Genomic DNA, 23883 nt, shown 5'->3' with positions numbered 1-23883 from the left:
ATTTGCCTGGCGGCACTAGCGCGGTGGTCCCACCTGACCCCATGCCGAACTCAGAAGTGAAACGCCGTAGCGCCGATGGTAGTGTGGGGTCTCCCCATGTGAGAGTAGGGAACTGCCAGGCATCAAATAAAGCAGAAAGCTCAGTCGGAAGGCTGAGCTTTTTGTTTTTGCGTTTTAACAAGAACCCCGTCCCGAAAGGTGCGGGGTTTTTTGCTGTGTGGGGTATGCCCCCCGGTGGCGCTGCGCTTACCGGGGCTACGGATCCTGAGCCACAAAACCTGGTGCGCAGCACCGTCTCCAGGCAGACCACTATGCCGGTTCGCTACTATCAGCAATAATTATCACATTAATAGGTTATCTTTACATTGCCCTTAGTAATACTATGGTTTATCTTCCCTGCGTGATGTACCAATGCATCGCTCTCCTGACGGAGAAAATATTAAGCAACTCGCTTATCTTTCATCCTGTTAACTGGTTAAACATTAAATGAAAAAACCGCTAATTGGGATTCTGATTTTCGCTTATGGATTAAGCTCACCTCTGTTTGCTGCCGAAACCGCCAACCTAACGCTTTCCGGGCGGGTCGTGTCAGAAACCTGCAATACTGATATTGTGAATAAACAACCTCTGCAGCGCTGCGGAAAAAATACCTATCTCATTGCCTCGAAAAATATAGCGAATCACGCGCGTGGTGTGGTCACTCGTACAGTGAATTTATCCAATGATACGAGTCGAAAAATAATTATCAGCAGCTACGATTAAATACCTCTCTCTATTTCAGCGCTATTATATTGTGTTCTGCTAAATAATAGCGCTGCATCTTCTTCATATATATTAACGCGTTAGCGAAATTACGGAATTATTCCCGCCGCTGAATACATCACTCCCATTTATGGCGACAATGGGTATGCTTCTCGCCGGTTTTTTGGTTTAATGAGCGATATCATTAACACTTTGTTAACTTGATCTGGTTTATATGACAGCAAATTTGATATACAAAGAGGGATGATTGCCTGTATGGATGCTGCCCGACGTACCTTGCGTTATCTGCTTTGGTTATCGGCTGGCAATATGAGAATAGAAATGAAAATCCTGCTTAACTGGTCGCCGTTGCGCCGGCTCTTCACTTACCTTCAGGAGCGCTTTACCTTTCTGGTGCTGCTCTGCTGGCCAGCGATAATCTGGCTGTTCTGCCGGGTCGGCGTATGGCTTACGGATAACCTGTATGAACTGCTGGGGAAATCACCCGCCCAGTCCTTCACCGTCTATCTGCAGCCGTTTATGACCCCCGGCACGCTGCTGCGCATCTCCATCAGCTGGGTGGTGTTGCTGTTCATTCTCTTCAGCATGGCGATGGCCTTCACCTGGGGTCTGCGCCACTTTATGAACCGCCACAAATAAACCATTCGGGCCGCCGGAAGTCGACGGCCCTTCTTAAGTCCTTATGCCATTTGACCAATCGTTTTGCGAAAACGCAGTAGGGCGATAGTAAAGAACACCGCTCCGATAGCCAGCAAGGTTAAGAACTGCGGCCAGACGATACTGAAGCTGGCGCCGCGGTACAAAATCGCCTGCGCCAGACTGACGAAGTGGGTGGTCGGCATGGTCAACATGATATCCTGAACCAGCTGCGGCATACTTTCCCGCGGCGTGGAGCCGCCGGAGAGCATCTGCAGCGGCAGCAGCACCAGGATCATTAGCAGCCCCAGCTGCGGCATTGAGCGGGCGAGGGTGCCCATAAAAATGCCGATTGAGGTAGTGGCGAACAGGCTGAGCGCCACCCCCAGCATAAACAGTAGAATCGACCCCTCAATGGGCACCTGCAACATCCCCTGTACCATCAGCACCAGCGACAAACCGGAGACCACTAGCACCACCAGCCCCATCGACCAGATCTTGGCCATCATGATCTCAAACGGCGTGACCGGCATCACCAGCAGATGCTCGATGGTACCGTGCTCGCGCTCGCGGATCAGCGCCGAGCCGGTGAGGACAATGGCCAGCATGGTGATGTTGTTGATGATCGCCATCACCGCGCCAAAGCGCTCCTGTTCCAGGTTAGGGTTAAAGCGCATTCTTATCGCCAGCTCTACCGGCAGCACGCTGTTGTCCCGATAGCGGGCAATGAAGCTGTTTACTTCGCCGCTAATAATATTCTGGATATAGCCGTTGCCGGTAAAGGCCTGGCTCATGCGCGTGGCGTCGACGTTGACCTGCACTTCCGGCTGGCGGCCGGCCAGCACATCGCGCTGGAAGTTAGGCGGAATATTGATGGCGAAAGTGTAGCGCCCGGCATCCAGGCCGGCGTCCATCTCATCGGCGGTAATCAGCTCCGGTTCGAGAAACCAGGGGCGGTAGAATGCGTTAATGATGCGTGAAGAGAGCTGCGACTTATCCATATCGGCAACCGCAATCGGCGCCAGGTGTAGCGAGCCGGGCATCACCGTGGCTGAGGAGTACACCGACACCGTAAAAGCAAACACGATCAACGCCAGCATCGCTTTATCACCCAGCAGGCTACGCAGCTCTTTGACGCCAAGATTATAAATATTGCGTAATCCGCGCATCACCCCTCCTGTTTCTTCAGCAGCAGCACGCTCAGCCCGAGCACCAGCGGCACTGCAATCAGTAGTGGAATAAAGGAGCCCCACAAATCGCCGAGATTCAGCGCCTTGGAGAAGGTGCCGCGGGCGATAGTCAGGAAGTGGCTGGTCGGGTAGATTTGCCCAATCCAGCGCCCGGGGCCTTCCAGCGACGCTACCGGATCGATCATCCCGGAGAACTGGGTCGCCGGAATTAGCGTAATGATGGCGGTGCCGAAGATGGCGGCGATTTGACTCTTCATAAAGGTTGAGATCAGTAGTCCCAGTCCGGTGGCAATGGTGACGTACAGCAGCGCCGCCAGGCATAGCGTCAGGAAGCTGCCCTTATGTGATACGCCAAAGACGAAGACCGACAGCGCACACAGCAGAAAAAAGTTAAACATTCCCAGCATGATGTAAGGCACCTGCTTGCCGAGCAGGAATTCGCTGCGGGTGGTCGGCGTCACGTACAGGTTGATGATCGACCCGAGCTCCTTCTCACGTACCACGCTCAGGGCGCTGAGCATCGCCGGGATCATCATCAGCAGCAGCGGGATCACCGCCGGGACGATGGACGGGAGGCTCTTCACGTCCGGGTTATAGCGATAGCGGGTCTCGATGGAGATGAGCGAGGTCTCACGATTCGGGCTACTTTGCTGCCCGGCCATCTCCTGCAGCCAGGCGAGATGCATGGCCTGCACGTAGCCGCGCACCGTCTCCGCGCGGTTTGGCATTGCGCCATCCACCCAGACGCCGATTTGTACCGGCGTGCCGCGGGCGATATCGCGGCCAAAGTTCGGCGGGATCTCTATCGCCACCGCCAGTTCGCCGTCGCGCATCCGCCGGTCGAGCTCATCGTAACTGCGCAGCGGCGCCTGTTCGATGAAGTAGCGTGAGCCGGCGATATTCTGCGACCAGCCCTGACTGCTGAGGGTTTGATCGCGATCGAGTACCGCAAAGCGCAGATCCTCGACGTCCATGCTGATCCCATAGCCCATGATAAACATCAGGATCACCGTTCCCAGCAGCGCCAGCGTCGAACGTACAGGATCGCGGCGCAGCTCCAGCGCTTCGCGGCGGCTGTAGCTGAACAGCCGTTGCAGACTGAAGGCCTGGCGCGGGGCCGCGCGTTCTGGATGGGATGCTGCAGCAGGCGCAAGTTCCTCAGGAACTGCGGCGGTTGGCTGCGCCTCCTGGAGCCAGGCGATAAACGCCTCTTCGAGGCTGGCGGCACCGCGCTGTTCGACCAGCGCCTGCGGCGTATCGCTGGCCAGCACCTTGCCGGCGTGCATCAGCGAGATGCGGTCGCAGCGTTCCGCCTCATTCATAAAGTGGGTGGAGATAAAAATGGTCACCCGATCCTGACGCGCGAGGTCGACCATCAGCTGCCAGAACATATCCCGTGCCACTGGATCGACCCCGGAGGTGGGTTCGTCGAGGATCAGCATTTCCGGGCGATGGATGACCGCCACCGCCAGCGACAGACGCTGACGGATGCCCAACGGCAGGGCGGCGGGCAGGGCGTCTTCCACCTCGCTGAGCATGAAGCGCTCGCTCATTTCCGCCACCCGACCGGGGATTTCGCCGTCCGGAATATGAAACAGGCGGGCGTGCAGTTCGAGGTTTTGCCGGACGGTCAGTTCGCTATAGAGCGAGAAGGCCTGCGACATATAGCCCACCCGCTGGCGGGTGGCGATATCCTTCGGATCGACCGGCTGGCCGAACAACCAGGCTTCGCCTTCGCTGGCGGGCAGCAGGCCGGTGAGCATCTTCATGGTGGTGGATTTGCCGCAGCCGTTGGAGCCGAGGAAGCCGAAGATTTCACCGCGCGCGATGCGGAAGTTAACGTGGTCGACGGCGACGAAGTCGCCAAAGCGCATGGTCAGCCCACGGGCTTCGATGGCGATCTCTTCCTCGCGGTCGTCGCGCGGCGGGATTACCACCGCCTTATGCGCCTGGCGCTGCGCTTCCGGTAGCAGGGCGATAAACGCCTGCTCCAGCGTCTGGCTGCCGGTCTGCACTTTCAGCTCCGCAGCGGTACCGGTCGCCAGCACCTCGCCGGCGTTCATCGCCACCAGCCAGTCAAAGCGCTCAGCCTCTTCCATATAGGCGGTGGCCACCAGCACGCTCATCTCCGGCTGGCGCTGACGAATGCTGTCGATAAGCTCCCAGAACTGCGCCCGGGAAAGCGGGTCGACGCCGGTGGTAGGTTCATCGAGGATCAGCAGCTGCGGGTCGTGGATAAGGGCGCAACATAAACCCAGCTTTTGCTTCATCCCGCCGGAGAGCTTACCCGCCGGGCGATCGCGAAACGGCGCCAGCCCGGTGCTCTGCAGCAGCTCGTGGATACGTGATTCGCGTTCGGCTTTATCATGGCCAAACAGGCGGGCGAAGAAGTCGACGTTTTCATACACCGAGAGGGTGTGATAGAGGTTTTTCCCCAGTCCCTGCGGCATCCAGGCAATCTTCGGGCACACCTCGCGGCGATGATGAACGTCGCGCATATCGCCGCCGAGCACCATCACGTTACCCTGCTCAATGGCCCGCGCCCCGGCGATGAGAGAGAGCAGGCTCGATTTGCCGACGCCGTCCGGGCCAATCAGGCCGACCATGCGCCGCGCCGGGATCGCCAGGCTGATATCCCGCAGCGCCACGGTGGCGCCGAAGCGCTGGCCAACGTTGTCCAGCCGGGCAATGGGGGGCGAGGTATCCAGTGGCGTCATTATCATTGCGGCAACCTCACCGTCAGGTCTTCAGGCCAGGAGTGTTGGTTATCCAGCCGCACGTAAGCCATGCCGGGCAGGCCGGTTTTGACATACTCCAGGTGCTGCGCCAGCAGCTCCGGCGGGATGCGCGCTTTGACGCGGAACATCAGTTTGAGACGCTCGTCGCGGGTCTCCACCGTTTTCGGCGTAAACTGCGCGACGCTGGCGACAAAGCTGATATTGGCCGGGATCACCAGATCAGGGGCGGCATCAAGGATCAGCCGCGCTTCGCTGCCAAGCGCCAGCAGGCCCGCCTGTTCGGTGGGCAGAAAGAAAGTCATATAGACGTCGGCGAGATCAACCATGTTCAGCACCCGACCACCGGCGGCCAGCACTTCCCCCGGCTCGGCGACGCGATACTGAATACGGCCGTCGCGGGGCGCCTTCAGCTCGCTATCGTCAATATCGGCAAGGATCCGCCGCTCGGTCGCCTGGGCGGCTTCGACGCGGGTTTGCGCCTGAATAATGCTGGTGCGGGCGGCCTCGATGGCGGCGCGGGCGGCGGAGACCTGGGCTTTCGCCGACTCCAGCGCCGCGCGGGCGCTCTCTGCCGCGGCGCGATCGTCATCCAGCTGCTGGGCGGAGACGGCGCCGCGCTGCGACAGGGCATTCGAGCGGACGTGACGTTTCGCTGTGGAGTCGAGCTCCGCCTGACGCTGCTTCACAACCGCTTCGCTGGCGCGCATTTCACTTTGCCGCTGATCGAGCAAGGCTCTGGCGGCGAGGACCGCGCTTTCCGCTTCCTTGATTTGCGCGGCGGCTTCAAGACGCTGCTCGTTCAGTACACGGGTATCCATTCTCGCCAGCACCTCTCCCTGGTGCACGAACTGACCCTCTTTGACCAGAATGGTGTCGATACGTCCGGCGATTTTGCTGGCAATATCCACCTCGGTGGCTTCGATTCGTCCGTTGCTACTGGCGAAACCCTCCGGAAGGCCCGGCGGGCGCAGCAGCCACCATGCTGCAGCGGCGAGTACCACCAGTAAGCCGACAAAATACCCTGTCCAACGTTTCTTTATTTTGTCCATACGCGACTCGCTTGATTCCCTGTGCTGAGTGATACGCGTGTCTCCTCCGGCGGGCGGAGCGTCCTCCTTGCGAAGGACGAATAAAGGGGGGAAGGGCCGCTGACGCAGCGCTCTACCGCGTCGATGCGCAGCCGAACGCTGTACTACTCATGTGGTCATTATCAGCGATCCTGGCCTTAATGAAACACGCATAGTGAGAGCTACCGTTAACGCGATAGTAACATCCGCGGCGGGCTTGTCCATACGAAAGTCAGGGTCTTGTCGACGTGTTAACAAAATATCCACTACCGGCAACATTTTATTACCTCAGAACAGCACCGGCAGCCCCAGACCACGTTTCACCTCATGCAGCGTCTCCTGCGTCAGCTGGTGGGCGCGCTCGCTGCCCTGGCGCAGCAGATCCAGCAGCATCCCTTTATCCTGAATAAAGGTGGCTCGCCGTTCGCGGATCGGCGCCAGTAGCGCCTGCAGGCAGGTCTCCAGTTCATTTTTACACTGGCGATCGCCCAGCCCGCCGCGCTGATAGTGGGCTTTCATCTCAGCCACCAGTGCCTTATCGCTATGGAAAGCGTCGAGATAGGTGAACACCACGTTGCCGTCGACATGCCCCGGATCGCTGACTCTCAGGTGCGTCGGGTCGGTATACATCGCGCTGACCGCGCGGTGAATCTCCTCTTCACTGGCCGATAACGTCAGCGTATTGCCCAGCGATTTCGACATTTTGGCGTTGCCGTCGACGCCCGGCAGGCGGCTCACTTCGCTGAGGAGCGCCTTGCAGTGGCGCAGCACTGGCGCGCCGGTGAGGCTATTCATCTTATGGACGATCTCGTTGGTCTGCTCAATCATCGGTAGCTGATCGTCGCCCACTGGCACCAGCTCGGCCTTGAAGGCGGTGATATCGGCGGCCTGGCTAATCGGATAGGCAAGAAAGCCCACCGGCAGCGAACGGGCGAATCCTTTCTGGGCAATCTCATTCTTGACCGTCGGATTACGTTCCACGCGGGCGACGGTGACGATATTCATATACAGCGCGCTGAGCTCCGCCAGCGCGGGCAGGGCGGACTGCAGGCAGATCGTGGTGAGCCTGGGGTCAATGCCGACGGCCAGATAATCGGCCATCACTTCGAGGATATGGTGGCTAACTTTTTGCGGATTGCTGCCGTTGTCAGTGAGCCCTTGCAGGTCGGCGATCAGGATAAACTGCTGGTGGTCGTGCTGCAGCGCGACGCGCTGGCGCAGCGAGCCGACGTAATGGCCAAGATGTAGCTGGCCGGTGGGGCGGTCGCCGGTGAGAATGGTTTGCGGGTGGTTCATCAGGAACTCCTTATCAGACTGTTCAGCCGAAAGACGTCCTGAAAACACCAAAGCCGCCTTCCGGCGGCTTTGAAAATGGAAACGTATATCGTGCCGCCTGTTATGCAGGCAGCCACCAACGGCGGGGATAGGTCACGATCGCGTTTCTGTTCATCTTTTTATCCTGCCACGAAACCATAGTGGGGTAAACCCCGTTTGGTAAAATGCCCGGCGGCGCTGCGCTGGCGCGGGCCTACGGACTGCACGCACAGGCCGGGTAACAGGATAAAACGACCGCTGTTACATGGTCGAGAAGACGTTCATGATCACGCCGCCGGAGATAATCAGCGCCATGGCGATAATGGCCGCCAGGTCCGGTTTCTGCTTATAGAGGATCATGGAGCAGATGGTGACGCCGACGATACCGAAGCCGCACCACAGCGAGTAGGCCACGCCCACCGGGATGGTGCTCATTGCGCGGGTGAGGGCGAAGTAGCAGAGGCCGTAGGCGCAGACCACCAGCACCGAAGGGGCCAGTTTGCTGAAACCGTTGGTCTTTTTGATCATCGAGGTGCCGGTGATTTCGGAGCCGATAGACAGCGCCAGCCATAAAAATCCGAGATTAAACATAGGGGGTATTCCTTTCCTGTTAGTTAGCGATGTTCTTATCCATGGCGGCGGCTGGCGCGGCGGGCGCCGCCTCTTCGCTCGCTTCGGAACCCATTTTCGAGAACAGGTTCATGATAATGATGCCGCTGGCGATCACCGCCATGCCGATGATGGCGGCGGTATCCGGGTGCTGGCCGTAGAATGCCATTCCCAGCGTCGAGACCACCAGAATGCCGGTGCCGGACCAGGTGGCGTACGCCAGGCCGACCGGGATATCTTTCACCGCCCTTGAGAGCGAGTAATAGCAGGTGCAGTAAAGCGCAATCAGCAGCCCGAGCAGCAGCATTTTGCTGCCGCCTTCGCTGCTACCGAACATTTTTAACGTCGAGGTTGCCGAGGTTTCGGAGAGGATAACCAGCAGCATCCATAACCAGCATTTTGTTTTCGAAGACATCGTTAAGCTCCAGGTTTTTCGTTGGGTAAGGTCATATCTTTCTGTTTTTTAAGTAATCAATGGCCGCATCGGTCAGCTGAGCGCGCGGGGCCGCCGCCAGCGCCGGATTATTCACCACGTCTGTGACGGTAAGATAACGGCGCGGTTCGCTGCTGGCGGCGGCCGGCGCGGTGGGCGCGTCCAGCTTCGCCAGCAGCTCATTCATGGTGCCGAGGAAGACGCCGCAGGCTTCCAGACGAGCCAGCGTAGCCTGCAGATGCCCAGCATAGGCGCTGCCGGCCTGAGCGCCGCGCAGCTGGTTGAGCTCGCTGTGCGGATCGCAGTGGTAGCGCAGGGCCAGAACCGGAATACCCGCCAGCAGCGCCTCGTGCGCGCAGCGGGAAACCGGATTGCGCAGGGTGCCGTTCAGCAGGTCTGAAGCCAGCGGATAATCGAGATACGGCAGCAGTACCCCCCGCCATGGCGCTGACGGCAGGGCATCCTGCCAGGCCGATGACGGGATAATCTCGCCCACCTCTCGCCAGGCGGCGGCGTCGGCGAGACCCTCCTCCAGCGCGAGGCGCAGCGGATAGCCGCTTCCCGCCAGGCGCTGGCGGATTGCCGCGCGGTAGCCGTCTGCGGCGGTCACCATCACCAGTACCGGCGGCCGCATGCGCTGCAAAATCCGCGCAACTACACCTTCAATCTGTTCGTCGGTCATGGCGAGCCTCCGTTAGCCGATGAGCGTCACCTGCGCGCCGTTTTTTAACCCGGCGGCATTGGCTTCTTCGGTGTCGATGTGAAATTCCAGCGCGAAGTCATCGCGCACCCGCACCACCACTTCATCGAAAGTCAGCTGGCGCTCGCCGTTGCTGCGCACGCTGACCTTCTGGCCATTGCTGACGTTGAGCTGGCGCGCGTCCTGCGGCGACATATGAATATGCCGCCAGGCGCAGATCACCTGAGAATGGAGCTCAACGTGACCGGCGGGGCCAATCAGCAGCGCGCTACCGGCATTCTCCAGTTGCCCGGACTCACGAACTGGCGCTTGAATGCCGAGCGTGAAGCAGTCGGCGCGCGACACTTCCAGTTGCGATAGCGGGCGGGTCGGGCCGAGGACGCGAACGTTGGTCAGCGAGCCCTTCGGCCCGACGACGGTCACGCACTCCTGGGCGGCAAACTGCCCCGGCTGGCGCAGCGGTTTGAACGGCGTCAGGCTGTAGCCTTTACCGAACAATGCCTCGACGTCCTGTTGCGCGAGATGGACGTGGCGGTTGGAGATCCCCACCGGGATCGCCGGCGCCGTTGCGCTCAGGCGGGCGACGATTTTTTCGCGAAGCAAAGTGTCGATCATGACTTCTTCCCTTTCTTCAGCGCAGGGTGCTTATCTTCCGCTTCGTTCGGGATAGCGGGCGGAACGATGGGTTCCGGGGCGGTGATAACCACCGGTTCGTCCGTTTTTTCCTCGCGCGGAGGGTTGCCTTTGAGGTTGCTTAAGGCTTCAACCACGCAGCGCTCCGGACGGGCAATGACCAGCGACTTCACGGTGTGCTCGGCGCCGGCAACCGCCACGCCGCGTTCGATAGCGGTGTGGATGGCGCTGATTTCCCCTTCAAAGCAGACGCTCACCAGCCCGGAGCCTGGTTTGCGATAGCCAATGCAGGTCACTCCCGCGGCTTTACAGGCGGCGTCGACGGCCTGAATGGCGGCGACCCATCCTCGCGTTTCAATTACGCCTAAACTTTTCATGGTCGGCTCCTGTTAATGGCGGACTAAGCGAATATCAAAATCAAATTGCCGGAAGAAGGCTTCCAGCCGGTCCAGTTCATCCGGCGAATAAGACGGGTCCTGGCTAATCGGGTAGGGCATATCCAGGCGTTCGTACTTTTTGCGTCCCAGCTGGTGGTACGGCAGCATGTCGATACGGCGGATATTCCCGCGCTTCGCCAGCTTCTGTACGTAATCAATGGCGCCGGTAATGGCGTCGAATGAGTCGTTGTAGCCGCGAATGAGCGGCATACGCACAATGACGTTGGCGCCGGAATCCACCAGCCATTCGAGATTGCGGCGGATCCCTTCGTTGCCGATGCCGAGCATCGCCTTGTGGTGTTCGCTGTTAATCTGCTTAATGTCGAATAAGAAGGTGTCGGTGACCGGCGCCAGCTTCTGGTAGTTGGCAAGTGGGGTGGTGCCCTGGGTTTCGACGGCAGTGTTAATCATCATCTTTTTGCATTCGCGAAATAAGGCGACGGCAAAATCGGTCTGCAGGCTCATCTCGCCGCCGCCGATGGTGACGCCGCCGCCGGAGGAGATGTAGAAGTCGTAGTCCTGCATGATGATCTCCATCAGCTCGCTGACGGTGACGTCCTTGCCCATAATGTCCAGCGCGTTCTGGGTGCAAATCTCTTCGCATTTGCGGCAGCCGATGCAGTCTTTATGGCGGTCGACGAAGTGCTTCATTTCGCCGTTCTCTTCCGCCCGATAATGAATACCCGCCGGACAGACGCTGACGCAGTCGCCGCAGTTAATGCATTTGTCGTGCGAGAACATCACCTGGAACTGGCTGTTCAGTCCTTCCGGGTTGGCGCACCACGGGCAGCGAATGTTGCAGCCCTTAAAAAACACCAGCGTGCGAATGCCATCGCCGTCATAGATCGAATATTTCTGGATATTGAAAATTCGGCCCGTTAATTCTTGTTTTGCGATCACGCTTGCCTCCCGCTCCGTCCCGTTACGGGACGGAGAACTTCCGGTTATTTCTCAAATACAGCTCATTTAATTCTCTTTAAGAGAACTAGAACTTCTCAATCACCGTACGGCTGATGATCTCGTCCTGGACCTCTTTGCACAGCTCAACGAAGTAGGCGCTGTAGCCGGCGACGCGAACGATCAGGTCGCGGTATTTCTCCGGCTCCTGCTGCGCCTTCTTCAGCACTTCGTTATCGACATAGCTGAACTGCATCTGCCCATTGCCGAGAATCGAGGCGGTACGCAGCAAGGTAATCAGGCCATGGCGACCTTCCGGGGTATCCAGCAGCCCTTTGAGGAATTTGAAGTTGTGCACCATGCCGATGTTCATGGTTTCCACGTTCATCTTGCTGACCGACTTGATAATCGCCGTCGGGCCTTGCTTATCCGCGCCCTGGGTCGGGCTGATGCCATCGGAGAGTGGCATCCACGCCAGGCGGCCGTTCGGCGTGGCGTTGGTTAGCTCGCCGATGGGCGTGTTGTTGGAGATAGACAGGGTGCCGTGGCTGAGGGTCGAGTAGAGCATCTTGTACTTACGGCACTCTTTCTCGGTCCATTCGGTAATATCCAGCGCGTACTGGTCGACATAGTTATCGTCGTTACCGTATTTCGGCGCGTTCAGGCAGTCGCGGCGCAGCGCTTCGTAACCTTTAAAGTTGGCCAGCAGCGCATCGCGGATCTGCTCAAGGGTGTATTTCTTCTCTTCGAACACCAGCTTGCGGATCGCCGCCATCGAGTCGACGTAGGTCGCCAGACCGGAGAAAATCAGCCCCGGACCGTGGTTGACCATCGCGCCGCCGGCGGCGACATCTTTGCCGCTTTCCATGCAGCCTTCGACCAGCAGCGACATCAGCGGCTTCGGCGCCACATCGCGGTGGACGCGCTGGCTGATGACGGTGCCGATAGCCGACAGGCGCACGATATGGGCGATCTGCTGTTTTACCGCCGCGTCGAATGCTTCGAAGGTGCGCAGGTCGCGCAGGTCGCCGGTGTCCAGCCCCTGATAGCTATCGAACAGCACCATCCGCCCGCGGTTAAGCACGAACTCGATAGCGATAGGCCACTGGGTGTAGCCGGTGGAGGTCCACTGGTAGATGCGCCCGGATTTCTGCGGTTCAACGCAGCCCATCAGGCAGTAATCGCGGGCGTCTTCAAAATCGAAGCCTTTGCGCAGCATCATCTTGATGTGGGAGTCATCGAAGTGGCAGGCCGGGAAGCCCATTCCCGCTTTCACCACGTCGACGATTTTTTCCATGTATTTCTGCGGCGACTGGTTGTGGATACGGCAGGCCAGCGACGGCTGGTAAACCTTCACGAAGCGCACGGCGTCCATAATCAGATAGGTCAGATCGTTACAGGCATCGCCGCCGCTACGTTTCTGGCCGCCAACGGTGAGGTTGATAAACGGCTGATAACCCGCGAAATATTTCGCTCCCAGTTCGCTCGACATCCACATCAGTTCGGCACATTTGATGATAAACGCCTGCAGCAGCTCCAGTGCGGTGTCGTGGGTCAAGCGGCCTTCGCGGATATCGGCTTCGAACATCGGATAGCAGTACTGGTCGACGCGCCCCAGCGACAGCCCGGTCTGGTTCTCTTCGATTTCAAACAGTGATTCGACGGTCCAGATACTCTGCAGCGCTTCCTGCAAGGTCTTCGGCGGATTGGCCGGCACGTTTTCGTTGACGTCGGCGATGGTCAGCAGCTCGGCGCGGCGCTGGGCGTTTTGCTCTTTAGCCGCCAGTTCGCGGGCATGGGCGGCGATGCGGCGGGCGTAGTTGACCACCCCTTCGCAGGTTTCAATCGCCGCTTTGTAGTAGTAAATGCGGTCGATATCTTCCGGATTTTCCATGCTCAGGCTGGCCAGATGCGCCTCGGCATCGGCTTTAATGCCGTTCATCCCTTTGGTGAACAGCAGCACGTCGTAGCCCGGGCAGGTATCGCCGCCGCCGTTAATCTGGTGATAGGAGAGGTCGCTGACGAAGGTCTCGCCGCTGAAGGCCCAGACGCCAGCCTCACGGTATTGCGCTTCGCAAATCTCATCCAGCGAACGGCCTTCCCAGAATGGGACGATCTCTTCGCGAATGGTTTTTTTATCCGCTTCGCTGATCTCAAACGGATCCTGCGGGCGGGTGCTCATGGTGTCGAGCTCGTCGCGCACCCAGCGCCAGGCGATATCCGGCGAGAAGGCGCCCGCGCGCGGCTTGCCGCACGGATGGCCGACGATCAGCTCATCGTCCTGAATCAGAATCGGCGCGGTTTCGCAGGCGTGGCGGAAGGCTTTCGCTCGCAGCAGAATGGTCGGCATGCCTGGGTTAGCTTTCACCACTTCGGTAAAGGCCAGCGCGCGATAGATAGAGACGCTCGGGCGTACCGTCAGATAGTGGTTACGCAGACGCTGCATACGCGGGGTTAACCCTTCCATCACCGGCGTGTCGGCGCAGGCGGCGAACGGCGCGTGGCTGACCTGTTGTGCGCCGCTAAACAGACGCACCGGCAGATTCAACGCGCTGAGATTGCGCTGGGCGCTGATGAACATCGCCGAGAGTTCGTTCACCTCGGCATGGTCAAAAGCGGCGCCATGCAACATGGCGTCGAGCATCGGATAGCCGTCAATGGCGCAGGCGGCGCGGACTTCGCTCAGTTCCGCCAGCTTGAACCACAGGCACTCCACGAGCTCATACGCCTGCTGGGTATTCAGCGCGCCGCTGTTGATATCGCGCTGGAAGTAAGGCAGCAGCGCCTTGTCCGCCCCTTCCGGGTTGACTGCATAGCTGCCGTTATCCAGCTGGAGCGCCAGCTGGAACAGATAGAACGCCTGGCAGGCTTCTTTGAAATTACGCGCTGGATGGGCCGGCACGTGGTGGAGAATGGCTGCGCTATCGAGCAGCTCGGCTTTGCGATAAGCATTGGTCTCCGCCGCCGCCAGCTGCTCGGCGCTGTTGGCCAGATTTTGCGCCAGCGCCAGCAGGGCGTCGCAGGCGTAGATGGCGGCGCGGCAGCCGTTGACTTCATCCATACCGCTGCGGCTGACCGCGCTGCCGAGTGCGCGGGTTTTCTCTTCCAGCTGGTGCTTAATCGCCAGCACCCCTTTTTCGACCACCAGCCGGTAGTCCGGCGAATCCAGATCGCTGTTGAGGTTGAGGAACTGGAAAGCCGATGGGCGACGGGTCGCGTTTTCGTCATGGAAAATCGCCCCGTGCGGTTTACGGCTCTGGTTGCCGACAATGAGTTCGTCGGGGCTGATGGTCAGCGGCAGCTGGCGCATCAGTTCATAGAAACGGCGCGCCGGTTTAACGGCGGCGGGAACGCCCGCGATATCGCCATCCAGGGCGTTCAGCGTGGTGGCATGTTCGGTGCACAGCGTGCTTTTCTGGGCGAGTAAACGGTCTGCCAGCACTTTGACGCGCGGCGTTAAGCTGTAGTGTGCCATGGGTAAGGTTCTCCAAATCTTGTTATCAGTGGCCCTGAGCGGCGTTGCCGGTCCATGCCCGGCGATAGAGTTCGGTCAGTGCGTGAGCATCCGGCGCGCGTGGGTTCGTCGGAGTACAGCTGTCGCGTAACGCCTGGCCGATCATCTCCGCCAGCCGTTGTTCAAACTCGTCTGCAAGGACGCCGGTATCGCGGATGCCGGCCGGCATGCTCATTTCGTCTTTAAGCGCCTGAATGGCGACCAGCAGGCTGGTGACGCCCTGGCGGGTAGTGGCCGCAGGCAGATCCAGCAGATGGGCTAGTCGGGCATATTTGCGGGCGGCATCGGTATCGCACAGCCCGTGATAATCAGCGTTCCAGGCGACGACGTGCGTCATCAGCAGGGCGTTGGCGCGGCCATGGGGCACGCGGAAGACGCCGCCGAGGGCGTGGGCCAGGCTATGGGTGATCCCCAGCGACGCGTTGGTGAAGGCCATCCCCGCCATGCAGGAGGCGTTGTGCATCTTTTCGCGCGCCTGCAGGTTGTCGCCGCTGCGCCAGCAGGTTGGCAGATAGCGAAATACCTGCTGCACTACTTTCTCCGCCAGGGCGTCGGAAAAGTCGCTGGCGGCGCGGGAGACGTAGGCCTCAAGGGCGTGACACAGCACGTCCATGCCGGTGTCGGCGGTAATTGCCGGTGGCACCGAAGCCACCAGCGCCGGGTCCAGAATGGCGATATCCGGCAGCAATGACGCATCCACCAGCACCAGTTTTTCCGCGTTGGCTTTCACCACCGAAAAGGCGGTGACTTCCGAACCGGTACCGCTGGTGGTCGGGATGGCGATGAAGCACGGACGGGGACGGTCGGCCAGCGGACGGGTTTGCGCCAGGGAGAAAATAACCGCTTTGGCGGCATCGATAACCGAACCGCCGCCGAGCGCGATAACCAGATCCGGGTAGTGGTTATCCATCAGCTTCATACCGCGCACCACGGTGGCGATATCCGGATCCGCCACCACGTCGTCCCACACCTGCCAGACGATCCCGCGCTGGCGCAGCAGGGCGGTGACGCGCTCGGCGAGGCCAAACTTCACCATCGCTTGATCGGTCACCAGCAGCACGCTGCGGGCGGAAAGTTCGTTCAGCACCGAGAGGGCGTCCTGACCGAAGCAAATCCGCGGTTTCAGTAAAAATTCACTCATTGGGCTATTCACTCCTGTTCGGCGTCCCGAAACACCTTCTCAACAATGGCGACCACCGACATCGCTTTGTAGCGCTCTTTATTGAGCGCGAAGTACTCTTCCGCCAGCACGATGTCGTGCATACCGGCGCCGACGTTATCGACGGCGACCCAGGTCTGGTCCTTCATCGGCTGCTGTTTGTCATCTAAGCGGGTGATCAACAGCAGGTTGCTGCCGCGCAGCTCATCGCATTTTTGCGTGGCGACAACATGGCCGGTCACCTTTGCGAGAATCATCGTTATATCGCCTTATATCAGTGCGTTACTTAGCAAGGCGCTCCAGCACCTGGCGGATAACGCGTTCCACGTTTTGCTCGTTGATTGCGCCTTCCGCATTCGCTGCGGCGCCTGGGCTGGCGAAGCGGTCATCGCTGCCTGCCGGGTGTGCTGGCGTAGCGCTGGCCGGAGCGTTGAAACGCACGTCATCAAGAATGCTGCGCTGCGGATCGCTCGCCGGCGTGACGATGGTTGGCTGTGGCTCAGGGCGGCTGCCCGGCGCGCGAAGCTCGTCAATCGACCGCACGCCATAGCCGACTTTGCGGATATTGAGCAGGTTCATCGGGCCGACGTTGTCGGAGCTGGAGCCGCCGCCGACCGCGCCGCAGCCGAGGGTCAGCGCCGGGGAGATATTGGTGGTGGCGCCGATGCCGCCGAGCGCCGCCGGGGTGTTGATCAGGATGCGGTTGACCGGTTTTTCGAGGCTGAACTGGCGGATGACGTCCTGGTTGCGGGTGTGGATCACCAGCGTATGGCCGAGCCCTTCATTAGTCAGCAGCTCTACCACGCGGTGGCAGGCGGCTTTCCAGTCCTCAGCCACGTACAGACCGAGTACCGGGCACAGTTTTTCGCGCGAGTAGGGGTTTTTCGGTGAGACGGTGGTCTGCTCGGCGATCAGCACTTTGGTGCTGGCCGGGACGCAGAAGCCGGCCATCTGGCTGAGGTACAACGCGGTTTTACCGACCACTTTCGGGTTGATGGTGCCGTTCGGGCGCAGCAGCAGCGCCGCCATTTTCGCCGCTTCATCTTCATTCATGAAGTAAGCGCCCTGCGCTTCCAGCTCGCGGTGAACCTCATCGTAAATGCAGCCTTCGACGATGATCGACTGCTCGGAGGCGCAGATCACGCCATTATCGAAGGTTTTGCTGGTGATGATATCTTTCACCGCGTGGTGGATATCGGCGCTGCGTTCGATAAATGCCGGGCCGTTGCCCGGACCGCCGCTGATGGTCGGGGTGCCGGACGCGTAGGCCGCGCGCACCATGCCTTCGCCGCCGGTGGCGAGGATCAGCGAAACGTCTTTGCTGTGCATCAGCTCTGAGGTGGCTTCGAGGGTCAGCTGGGTGATGCCGTCAACGCAGCCCTCCGGCGCGCCGGCCGCTTCCGCCGCGCGTTTGACGATCTCAATCGCCTTCCAGCTGCACTGACGCGCGCCGGGATGCGGGGAGAAGATAATGGCGTTACCGGCCTTGAGGGCGATCAGCGCTTTGTAGATAACCGTAGAGGTTGGGTTAGTTGAGGGGACCAGCGCGCAAATCACGCCCAGCGGCACGCCCACGTCCATCACTTTTTTTACCGGGTCGTCATGAATGATGCCAACGGTCTTCATATCTTTGATGGCGTCGTAGACGCGCAGCGAGGCGAAGCGGTTTTTCAGCACTTTGTCCTGCCAGTTGCCAAAACCGGTCTCTTCCGCGGCCATTTTCGCCAGCGCTTCGGCGTGGTGCGCTGCTTCCTGGGCCACGTTTTTCACGATGGCGTCGATTTGCTGCTGCGAAAAGGTGGCCAGCATTGCCTGCGCTTTTTTGGCGTTGCGCACCAGTTCCCGGGCGTTCTGCCGGGACTGCAAATCGTTATCCAGTTCAATCATGAGTCTATCCTTCATCAGACGAAAAGAGTGGGGACGGGGCGTGCCCTGTCAGGTCATGCTTTGTGCTGCGCCGCGATTTTTTCGATGTCGTTATGGGGACGCGCGATGACGCGAGAGCTGACGACTTCGCCAATGCGTTTCGCCGCTTCCACGCCGGAGTCGACCGCCGCGTTGACCGCGCCGACGTCGCCTTTCACCATCGCGGTGACGAGGCCGGAGCCGACGTTTTCATAGCCGATCAGTTCGACGTTGGCGGCTTTGCACATCGCGTCCGCGGCTTCAATACAGGCCACCAGACCTTTGGTTTCGATAAGACCAAGCGCTTCTTTCATCAGGTTTCTCCGTTAGTCCGCAATTTTGTAATGCGAGACGATTTTGTTGATGTCGTTATGCGGACGGGCGATGACCAGCGAGGTCACCACTTCGCCAATGCGCTGGGCCGATTCGACGCCGGAATCCACCGCCGCTTTCACCGCGCCGACATCGCCTTTCACCATCGCGGTGACGAGGCCGGAACCGACGTTTTCATAGCCGATCAGTTCGACGTTGGCGGCTTTACACATCGCATCCGCTGCTTCAATGCAGGCCACCAGACCTTTGGTTTCAATCAGACCTAATGCATCACCCATTTGCGTTCTCCTGGCCTTCAGGCCTTGTGTTTAATGACGATTTTGTTGATGTCGTTATGCGGACGCGCGATGACCAGCGAGGTCACCACTTCGCCGATGCGCTGCGCCGATTCCACACCGGAATCCACCGCCGCTTTTACTGCGCCGACGTCGCCCTTCACCATCACGGTGACCAGGCCGGAGCCGACGTTTTCATAGCCGATCAGTTCGACGTTGGCGGCTTTACACATCGAGTCCGCTGCTTCAATACAGGCCACCAGACCTTTGGTTTCGATAAGCCCCAATGCATCACCCATCGTGATCTCCTCCAGAACAGGTTTTGTGATTCGGGAAAACCGTCCGCGTAACGGCATCAACACGCGGAAGCGGCGTTCGGGGTTCACTATAGGGAATGGGGAGAGAAGTGAAATTTAAATCCGTGTAGATGAATATTTTAGGTTTTTACTCTGCTATTTAGCCTTATTTAGGCTTCTTTTTATCTCTTAATCCTGTTTCATGCGTGAGGATTTTCATGATGATATGGCGTTTTTTTAAGCTATTTATCGGCGGGAGATGAATGTTAATAAGATGCTAATTACTTGCCAGCAATCGGTAATATGGCCACGTTATAATTGTGGGTATGCTCAAGTTCTCGCGTCGAAGATAAACGCAAAACGTGCGCTTTTAGCATCCAGGGAAAAGGGGCATTAATGGAGCGTGAGCGAGGGCGCATTTTCCTCGCGGTGTTACAGGGGGGACGTGTTAATTAAGCGTGCTGCCGGACTTCAGCGTGCAGATGTAGAGCGGTGAGTTGATAGAGCTCAGCAGGATAGCTTTGTCGTTAAGCTTTTGCGCATTGAGGAACAGGCCGTCGTAGCTGTCGGACATCTCACGCATGAAATAGTCGAAGATGACATCCGGCGATTCATCGATGGACGAGGCGCTGGATTCCCATTTCTTGATGCGGTAGTGGCGCTCGGTCGCCGAGATGCGCTGGCTGGTGTAGCTGAATTTGACGTAGCGCTGCAGGTAGAGCCAGCCGGCGGCAGAATCGGTATAGCCTTCCACTACCATGGACCCGTTGCCATTGGCGGCAAAATTAAAATGGATATTGCCGTTCACATTCTCTTTTTCCATATTTTCAAAACGCATGATCGCTTTGGTGGAGCAGCTCATCACGCCGTCGTTGGCATCCGGCAGCAGACGCCAGGCGCTAAACCCGGCGGCGGCGATAAACGCGAGGGCAGAGAAGGCGAAAAAGGTGCGGGGCGCGAGTCTCATTGCGGCTTCCAGGAGTAGTAAAAGTAGTTATCGCAATAGCTAAACGGGTTGTCTTCGTGCATCGCGCAGTGGGCGAGAAATACCCGGCCCAGGCCGTTGGTCTCCAGCCGGTCGCCATAGAAGAAAACAAAACGCTCCCCCGGCTTGCAGCTGAGCTTCAGCCGCTGACGTACCTCATCAAAGTTCTTACCGTAGGCCGTCGCCGAGACCGAACGCAGCATTTCATCGCTGGCGAGCAGTTCGCACTGGCTGTGGTTCATCAGCGTCAGATTAATTGGCCGGGCGACGTGGGTTCCGGCAAACGTGAATGCCACCAGAAGCAGGGCGATGACCAGCAGGCAGCCGCCGGCCAGATACCAGCACATTCCGCGCGCGTGTGGTGAAGCGGCAGGCGGTATGGTTTCCCTTCCTGCCCCGGCGGGTTCGCCAGGCGGCGCGGCCGGGCTGGCGACATCGGCCAGCGCCGGCCCGGCGTCGAGCAGTTCGATGCTGAGATCCTGATTCAGCTGCAGCATGCCGCGCGACACGGTGACGATAATGTTATCGATATCGTAGTGGCGGAAAGTTTTGCGCAGCATGCTCAGATACTGGTTGAGGTTGCTATTGGAAGAAGTTAAGCCGTTATCGTCCCAGACTTTTTTCAACACTTCATCGCGACTGACCACGCCGGTATGGCGGAGAAAAAAATAGAGCAGCGCGCTGGCGGTGATGGATAGCTGGCTATCTGGTTCATCGCTGCCGGGCAGGGTTAGCGTGCCGTCTGTTGCATCATAAATGAGACGGGCATTGATGTTGTAGCGCATCGCGGCCTCACTCTATTCGCTTCATGCGGGAAGCGTCATTTTGGTCAGATCGTTCACCAGCGACTGGCGATGTTCGCTGCTCATGGTGCGCCCCTCGGTCAGCTCAGATAACCAGATACCGTCGGCGGCGTAGCGTACCAGGGTACCGGTTGGGCCGTTATCCAGCGCATCGCCTTGCGCCAGATGATCCAGCATCCAGTCGCGCCAGCATTTTCGCAGCACCGGTTCGTCCGGCATCGCCAGCGACAGCACCATCAGCTGACGGCTTTCGTGCGTGTCCGTCAACTGCGGATTGGACAGATAGTGCAAATAGGCCCGGGTAAAGCGTCCGTAAGCGATGTTATCGGCGGCCATCAGTTCGCTAATCGCCTTTTCCATAATCGCCAGCAGCCTGGCGAACAGAGCGAAAATCAGCGCCTGCTTATTGGGAAAATGGTGCAGGAGGCCGCCTTTGCTGACCCCAGCCTCGCGGGCGACAGCGTTCAGCGACAGGGCGGCGATACCGTCCCGGCCGGCAATCATCGCCGCCGATTCAAGCAGCTGACGGTGGAGACGGACGGGATCTTTTTTACGATGCTGGGCTTCCATGTTCATGGCCGGAATCATACCGACCAGACGGTATGATTATTTTTGATCGCTATCAATATGAGAGGCGGCTTCGCGCGATGCGATGCCGTTAATGCGTGGAGGCTCACAAATTGTCATATTAATGAAAGCGATAACCCGGAAGGGCTATCGCGTTGAGGTTTATTTCGTTGCCAGGTGCACCGCCAGGCCGCTTTGCCCCGGCGCCAGCTCCGGGCGCAGCGTTAGCGACGGGATCAGATAGTCGCCATGATTCTGCCGGCGGAATGGAATGGGCTCGGTTTGCCACAGCGTGTCCAGCCGCTCGGCCAGGGTGGCGCACTGGTCGGCGAACTGCGCGGCATCGGTTTTGTCCGTGCGGTAAAACACCAGCGGCGGAAGCACCTCGAAACCGGGATAGAACAGCATACCGTGCTGAATGGGGAACAGAATGTCGTCGATGGGGCCATTGATCCCGCGCGGTGAATAGTGTTCCGCCCAGCCGCCGGCGGTGACGATCAGCATCGCCCGCTTGCCGACGAAGGTGCCTTCCCCATAGCGATCGCCCCAGTGGCGGTCGCTGTGCTCGCCGACACCATAGGCAAAGCCCCAGGCGTACACCCGGTCGATCCAGCCTTTCATGATCGCGGGCATCGAGAACCACCACAGCGGAAACTGAAAAATCACCGTATCGGCCCACAGCAGCTTTTCCTGCTCGGCGGCGATATCCGCGCTTTGAGTACCTTGGGCAAAGGCCTGTCTGGAGTCCAGGGTAGGACGCCAGAACTCGCCGACCGGCGGCGCGCCGCTGTCGTCGGCGTCATACCCGGCCTTCCAGCGCATGGCGTAGAGATCGGAGACCTGGACTTCATGACCGGCCTGCAGCAGATGACGGATGGCGAAATTTTTTAAACCGCCATTGAGGGAGCGCGGTTCCGGATGGGCGTAAATCAGCAGTACTTTCATAACATCACCTCTGAAGTGGGAAGAGCTGCAGAGTAGGAAAGCTGGCGCTATAGTAGAAATTAATTACTTAAATCCCAGGTATAGCTGTGATTAATTTACATCGTCTGGATCTCAATCTGCTGCGCACGCTCGACGTGCTGCTCAGTGAAAATAACGTTACCCGGGCGGCGCAGCGGCTGAATCTGTCGCAGCCGTCGGTCAGTATTCAACTCGCTAGGCTGCGGGAGATGTTCGCCGACCCGCTGCTGATGCCGGGCCCGCGCGGCATGCAGCCCACCGCCCGCGCCGATGAGCTTCGCCAGCCGCTGCGCGCTGCGTTAGCCGCGCTGGAGCAGGCGGTGGCGCCGGTGGCACCTTTTAATCCGGCCGCGGCGGCGGAGACCTGGCGGGTGGCGGCGACGGACTATATGGCTTCGGCGACCCTCATGCCGATGCTGGGCAGGCTACGGCAGGCCTCTCCCGGCAGTCGGCTGGCGGTATTCGAACTCCAGCCGGCGCGGCTGGAGCAGCAGGCGGCCAGCGATGAAGTGGATCTCTGCTTCCATACCCGCGAGGGCGCGCCGCCGGGGCTGCATCAGCGCCTGCTGTTTCGCGAGCGCTACGTGCTGGCGGGCCGGGCCGGGCATCCGGTGCTGCGGCAAGGGCTGAGTCTGGAAACGTTCTGTCAGCTGGAGCAAGCGATCGTCTCCCCGGACGGAGGCGGCTTCAGCGCGGCGACCGATGCCGCGCTGGCGAATCTTGGCCTGACGCGGCGGGTTGTCCTTTCCGTGCCACATTTCCTGTTTATGCTGGAGACCCTGCGTAATAGCGATCTGGTGGCGGTGTTGCCGGAGCGGCTGGTGCGCGGGCAGAGCGGGCTGGTCGTCGTCGAGCCGCCGCTGGCGGTCGCCGGCTTTGAGATGCTGATGCTATGGCACGAGCGCTGGCACCGCGATCCGGCGCATCAATGGCTGCGCCAGTTCATTGTGAATTCACTGGAGGAACAGACATGCTGAGCGGACTTAATCACCTGACCCTGGCGGTCAGCCAGCTGGCGCCGAGCGTGGCGTTTTATCAGCAGCTGTTGGGCATGACGTTGCACGCCCGCTGGGACAGCGGCGCCTATCTCTCCTGCGGCGATCTGTGGCTGTGCCTGTCGCTGGATCCGCAGCGGCGTGTCACTCCGCCGGAGGAGAGCGACTACACCCATTATGCGTTTAGCATCAGCGAAGCGGATTTCGCCCGCTTCGCCGCTCGCCTTGAGGTTGTCGGCGTGGCGGTGTGGAAGCTGAACCGTAGCGAAGGCGCCTCGCACTATTTCCTCGACCCCGACGGCCACAAGCTGGAGCTACACGTCGGCAGCCTCGTCCAGCGTCTGGCCGCCTGCCGCGAACAGCCGTATAAGGGGATGGTGTTTTTTGAGGATGAGTAAGTGGTAACTGGGAACCTGTAGCCCCGGTAAGCGCAGCGCCACCGGGGAGATGAGCATCGTGTATTAACCTTCGAGGTTCAGTTCGACATTGCGCTTGAACACCAGGAAGCCCATCAGCGCGCACAAGTTCACCAGACGGCTTAGATTATTACTATTGCCGTCGAATCGGAGGCTGGAAACCAGAGATATCAGCGCCACATGCAGGGGGGATGTAGGTGTTTTTAGTCGCAGGCGTACCTTCGCCAGCAGCGGCTTATCACCTGCCATCCTGCAG

26 protein-coding genes and 1 rRNA gene are annotated in these 23883 nt (G+C 59.3%); 5 read left to right on the top strand and 22 right to left on the bottom strand.

The genetic code is table 11. The annotated features are described in order from the left end of the window. The first annotated feature begins 5 nt into the window (after positions 1–5). The 3 genes from rrf to GT756_RS22285 all read left to right on the top strand — a co-directional run bounded on the left by rrf (position 6) and on the right by GT756_RS22285 (position 1401). Positions 6–121 (top strand): 5S ribosomal RNA (gene rrf / locus GT756_RS22295). 365 nt (positions 122–486) lie between these two features. Beyond that, on the top strand, positions 487–762 hold the full coding sequence (locus tag GT756_RS22290) for a DUF2574 family protein (RefSeq protein ID WP_004204116.1): 276 nt from the start codon (positions 487–489) through the stop codon (positions 760–762). A 321-nt stretch (positions 763–1083) separates the two neighbouring features. Next, positions 1084–1401: a hypothetical protein gene (locus GT756_RS22285; RefSeq protein ID WP_004204117.1), complete on the top strand. Its 318-nt coding sequence runs from the start codon at positions 1084–1086 to the stop codon at positions 1399–1401. A gap of 41 nt (positions 1402–1442) precedes the next feature. On the opposite strand, the gene GT756_RS22280 is transcribed toward GT756_RS22285, so the two are convergent. From GT756_RS22280 to GT756_RS22180, 21 genes are all read right to left on the bottom strand, one after another. Then, positions 1443–2567: an ABC transporter permease gene (locus GT756_RS22280; protein ID WP_023319637.1), complete on the bottom strand. Its 1125-nt coding sequence runs from the start codon at positions 2565–2567 to the stop codon at positions 1443–1445. Further along, the gene (rbbA, locus tag GT756_RS22275) at positions 2567–5311 is read right to left on the bottom strand and encodes a ribosome-associated ATPase/putative transporter RbbA (protein ID WP_160125074.1); all 2745 of its coding nucleotides are present in this window, start codon (positions 5309–5311) and stop codon (positions 2567–2569) included. Before rbbA ends, GT756_RS22280 begins: the two co-directional genes overlap by 1 nt. Continuing rightward, the gene (locus GT756_RS22270) at positions 5308–6375 is read right to left on the bottom strand and encodes an HlyD family secretion protein (RefSeq protein WP_049004351.1); all 1068 of its coding nucleotides are present in this window, start codon (positions 6373–6375) and stop codon (positions 5308–5310) included. The genes rbbA and GT756_RS22270 overlap by 4 nt, the downstream gene beginning before the upstream one ends. 306 nt (positions 6376–6681) lie before the next feature. Beyond that, positions 6682–7689, bottom strand: coding sequence for a tryptophan--tRNA ligase (trpS, locus tag GT756_RS22265; protein WP_032455475.1), 1008 nt, complete (start codon positions 7687–7689; stop codon positions 6682–6684). 279 nt (positions 7690–7968) lie between these two features. Further along, positions 7969–8298 (bottom strand): multidrug efflux SMR transporter, encoded by a 330-nt coding sequence (locus GT756_RS22260; protein WP_004204123.1) that lies wholly within the window; start codon positions 8296–8298, stop codon positions 7969–7971. A gap of 19 nt (positions 8299–8317) precedes the next feature. Continuing rightward, a complete protein-coding gene (locus GT756_RS22255) occupies positions 8318–8731 on the bottom strand; it encodes a multidrug efflux SMR transporter (RefSeq protein WP_017899148.1) in 414 nt (137 codons plus the stop codon). Positions 8732–8762: 31 nt separating this feature from the next. Continuing rightward, positions 8763–9431 (bottom strand): hypothetical protein, encoded by a 669-nt coding sequence (locus GT756_RS22250; protein ID WP_160125073.1) that lies wholly within the window; start codon positions 9429–9431, stop codon positions 8763–8765. Positions 9432–9443: 12 nt separating this feature from the next. Continuing rightward, the gene (locus GT756_RS22245) at positions 9444–10064 is read right to left on the bottom strand and encodes a phosphate propanoyltransferase (protein ID WP_017899147.1); all 621 of its coding nucleotides are present in this window, start codon (positions 10062–10064) and stop codon (positions 9444–9446) included. Next, positions 10061–10459, bottom strand: coding sequence for a BMC domain-containing protein (locus tag GT756_RS22240; protein ID WP_004204127.1), 399 nt, complete (start codon positions 10457–10459; stop codon positions 10061–10063). The genes GT756_RS22245 and GT756_RS22240 overlap by 4 nt, the downstream gene beginning before the upstream one ends. Positions 10460–10471: 12 nt before the next feature. Further along, positions 10472–11419: a choline TMA-lyase-activating enzyme gene (gene cutD, locus GT756_RS22235; protein WP_048322873.1), complete on the bottom strand. Its 948-nt coding sequence runs from the start codon at positions 11417–11419 to the stop codon at positions 10472–10474. Positions 11420–11504: 85 nt separating this feature from the next. Next, a complete protein-coding gene (gene cutC / locus GT756_RS22230; RefSeq protein WP_160125072.1) occupies positions 11505–14891 on the bottom strand; it encodes a choline trimethylamine-lyase in 3387 nt (1128 codons plus the stop codon). A gap of 25 nt (positions 14892–14916) precedes the next feature. Next, entirely contained in the window at positions 14917–16071 is a 1155-nt protein-coding gene (locus GT756_RS22225; RefSeq protein ID WP_160125071.1) for a 1-propanol dehydrogenase PduQ, read from the bottom strand. A gap of 8 nt (positions 16072–16079) precedes the next feature. After that, the gene (locus tag GT756_RS22220; protein WP_004204134.1) at positions 16080–16346 is read right to left on the bottom strand and encodes a EutN/CcmL family microcompartment protein; all 267 of its coding nucleotides are present in this window, start codon (positions 16344–16346) and stop codon (positions 16080–16082) included. Between the two features lie 25 nt (positions 16347–16371). Next, entirely contained in the window at positions 16372–17976 is a 1605-nt protein-coding gene (locus GT756_RS22215; RefSeq protein WP_155009292.1) for an acetaldehyde dehydrogenase (acetylating), read from the bottom strand. 53 nt (positions 17977–18029) lie between these two features. Continuing rightward, entirely contained in the window at positions 18030–18308 is a 279-nt protein-coding gene (locus GT756_RS22210; RefSeq protein WP_004146125.1) for a BMC domain-containing protein, read from the bottom strand. 12 nt (positions 18309–18320) lie between these two features. After that, complete coding sequence (locus GT756_RS22205; protein WP_002442227.1) at positions 18321–18605, bottom strand: BMC domain-containing protein; 285 nt, start codon at positions 18603–18605, stop codon at positions 18321–18323. A gap of 17 nt (positions 18606–18622) precedes the next feature. Further along, on the bottom strand, positions 18623–18901 hold the full coding sequence (locus GT756_RS22200) for a BMC domain-containing protein (protein WP_004182810.1): 279 nt from the start codon (positions 18899–18901) through the stop codon (positions 18623–18625). 445 nt (positions 18902–19346) lie between these two features. After that, positions 19347–19865, bottom strand: coding sequence for a FidL-like protein (locus tag GT756_RS22195; RefSeq protein ID WP_160125070.1), 519 nt, complete (start codon positions 19863–19865; stop codon positions 19347–19349). Beyond that, a complete protein-coding gene (locus GT756_RS22190; protein WP_032455482.1) occupies positions 19862–20668 on the bottom strand; it encodes a winged helix-turn-helix domain-containing protein in 807 nt (268 codons plus the stop codon). Before GT756_RS22190 ends, GT756_RS22195 begins: the two co-directional genes overlap by 4 nt. A gap of 21 nt (positions 20669–20689) precedes the next feature. Next, complete coding sequence (locus GT756_RS22185; protein WP_017899140.1) at positions 20690–21274, bottom strand: TetR/AcrR family transcriptional regulator; 585 nt, start codon at positions 21272–21274, stop codon at positions 20690–20692. Between the two features lie 141 nt (positions 21275–21415). Beyond that, the gene (locus GT756_RS22180) at positions 21416–22198 is read right to left on the bottom strand and encodes an NAD(P)H-dependent oxidoreductase (protein ID WP_043522375.1); all 783 of its coding nucleotides are present in this window, start codon (positions 22196–22198) and stop codon (positions 21416–21418) included. A gap of 86 nt (positions 22199–22284) precedes the next feature. Here GT756_RS22180 and GT756_RS22175 point away from each other — a divergent pair, with 86 nt between their 5' ends. Beyond that, complete coding sequence (locus GT756_RS22175) at positions 22285–23193, top strand: LysR family transcriptional regulator (protein ID WP_160125069.1); 909 nt, start codon at positions 22285–22287, stop codon at positions 23191–23193. After that, the gene (fosA, locus tag GT756_RS22170; protein WP_160125068.1) at positions 23187–23609 is read left to right on the top strand and encodes a FosA5 family fosfomycin resistance glutathione transferase; all 423 of its coding nucleotides are present in this window, start codon (positions 23187–23189) and stop codon (positions 23607–23609) included. The genes GT756_RS22175 and fosA overlap by 7 nt, the downstream gene beginning before the upstream one ends. A gap of 63 nt (positions 23610–23672) precedes the next feature. On the opposite strand, the gene GT756_RS22165 is transcribed toward fosA, so the two are convergent. Continuing rightward, a complete protein-coding gene (locus GT756_RS22165) occupies positions 23673–23876 on the bottom strand; it encodes a hypothetical protein (protein WP_231792818.1) in 204 nt (67 codons plus the stop codon). Positions 23877–23883 lie beyond the last annotated feature (7 nt).

It is taken from the genome of Klebsiella sp. Q2, from assembly GCF_009900705.1.
Taxonomy (GTDB): Bacteria; Pseudomonadota; Gammaproteobacteria; order Enterobacterales; family Enterobacteriaceae; genus Klebsiella; species Klebsiella quasipneumoniae.
Note: the sequence above shows the minus strand (reverse complement) of the source record. Positions and strands in the feature narration are given on the sequence as shown.

Coding starts and splice junctions, on each gene's coding strand:
- cutC (WP_160125072.1), bottom strand. CDS start 14,891: ATGGCACACTACAGCTTAACGCCGCGCGTCAAAGTGCTGGCAGACCGT.
- GT756_RS22255 (WP_017899148.1), bottom strand. CDS start 8,731: ATGTCTTCGAAAACAAAATGCTGGTTATGGATGCTGCTGGTTATCCTC.
- GT756_RS22250 (WP_160125073.1), bottom strand. CDS start 9,431: ATGACCGACGAACAGATTGAAGGTGTAGTTGCGCGGATTTTGCAGCGC.
- GT756_RS22285 (WP_004204117.1), top strand. CDS start 1,084: ATGAAAATCCTGCTTAACTGGTCGCCGTTGCGCCGGCTCTTCACTTAC.
- GT756_RS22240 (WP_004204127.1), bottom strand. CDS start 10,459: ATGAAAAGTTTAGGCGTAATTGAAACGCGAGGATGGGTCGCCGCCATT.
- GT756_RS22205 (WP_002442227.1), bottom strand. CDS start 18,605: ATGGGTGATGCATTAGGTCTGATTGAAACCAAAGGTCTGGTGGCCTGC.
- GT756_RS22290 (WP_004204116.1), top strand. CDS start 487: ATGAAAAAACCGCTAATTGGGATTCTGATTTTCGCTTATGGATTAAGC.
- GT756_RS22245 (WP_017899147.1), bottom strand. CDS start 10,064: ATGATCGACACTTTGCTTCGCGAAAAAATCGTCGCCCGCCTGAGCGCA.
- GT756_RS22280 (WP_023319637.1), bottom strand. CDS start 2,567: ATGCGCGGATTACGCAATATTTATAATCTTGGCGTCAAAGAGCTGCGT.
- GT756_RS22180 (WP_043522375.1), bottom strand. CDS start 22,198: ATGAAAGTACTGCTGATTTACGCCCATCCGGAACCGCGCTCCCTCAAT.
- GT756_RS22200 (WP_004182810.1), bottom strand. CDS start 18,901: ATGGGTGATGCATTGGGGCTTATCGAAACCAAAGGTCTGGTGGCCTGT.
- GT756_RS22165 (WP_231792818.1), bottom strand. CDS start 23,876: ATGGCAGGTGATAAGCCGCTGCTGGCGAAGGTACGCCTGCGACTAAAA.
- GT756_RS22215 (WP_155009292.1), bottom strand. CDS start 17,976: ATGATTGAACTGGATAACGATTTGCAGTCCCGGCAGAACGCCCGGGAA.
- GT756_RS22195 (WP_160125070.1), bottom strand. CDS start 19,865: ATGAGACTCGCGCCCCGCACCTTTTTCGCCTTCTCTGCCCTCGCGTTT.
- GT756_RS22270 (WP_049004351.1), bottom strand. CDS start 6,375: ATGGACAAAATAAAGAAACGTTGGACAGGGTATTTTGTCGGCTTACTG.
- GT756_RS22185 (WP_017899140.1), bottom strand. CDS start 21,274: ATGATTCCGGCCATGAACATGGAAGCCCAGCATCGTAAAAAAGATCCC.
- GT756_RS22260 (WP_004204123.1), bottom strand. CDS start 8,298: ATGTTTAATCTCGGATTTTTATGGCTGGCGCTGTCTATCGGCTCCGAA.
- rbbA (WP_160125074.1), bottom strand. CDS start 5,311: ATGATAATGACGCCACTGGATACCTCGCCCCCCATTGCCCGGCTGGAC.
- fosA (WP_160125068.1), top strand. CDS start 23,187: ATGCTGAGCGGACTTAATCACCTGACCCTGGCGGTCAGCCAGCTGGCG.
- GT756_RS22225 (WP_160125071.1), bottom strand. CDS start 16,071: ATGAGTGAATTTTTACTGAAACCGCGGATTTGCTTCGGTCAGGACGCC.
- GT756_RS22190 (WP_032455482.1), bottom strand. CDS start 20,668: ATGCGCTACAACATCAATGCCCGTCTCATTTATGATGCAACAGACGGC.
- GT756_RS22210 (WP_004146125.1), bottom strand. CDS start 18,308: ATGAAAGAAGCGCTTGGTCTTATCGAAACCAAAGGTCTGGTGGCCTGT.
- GT756_RS22220 (WP_004204134.1), bottom strand. CDS start 16,346: ATGATTCTCGCAAAGGTGACCGGCCATGTTGTCGCCACGCAAAAATGC.
- trpS (WP_032455475.1), bottom strand. CDS start 7,689: ATGAACCACCCGCAAACCATTCTCACCGGCGACCGCCCCACCGGCCAG.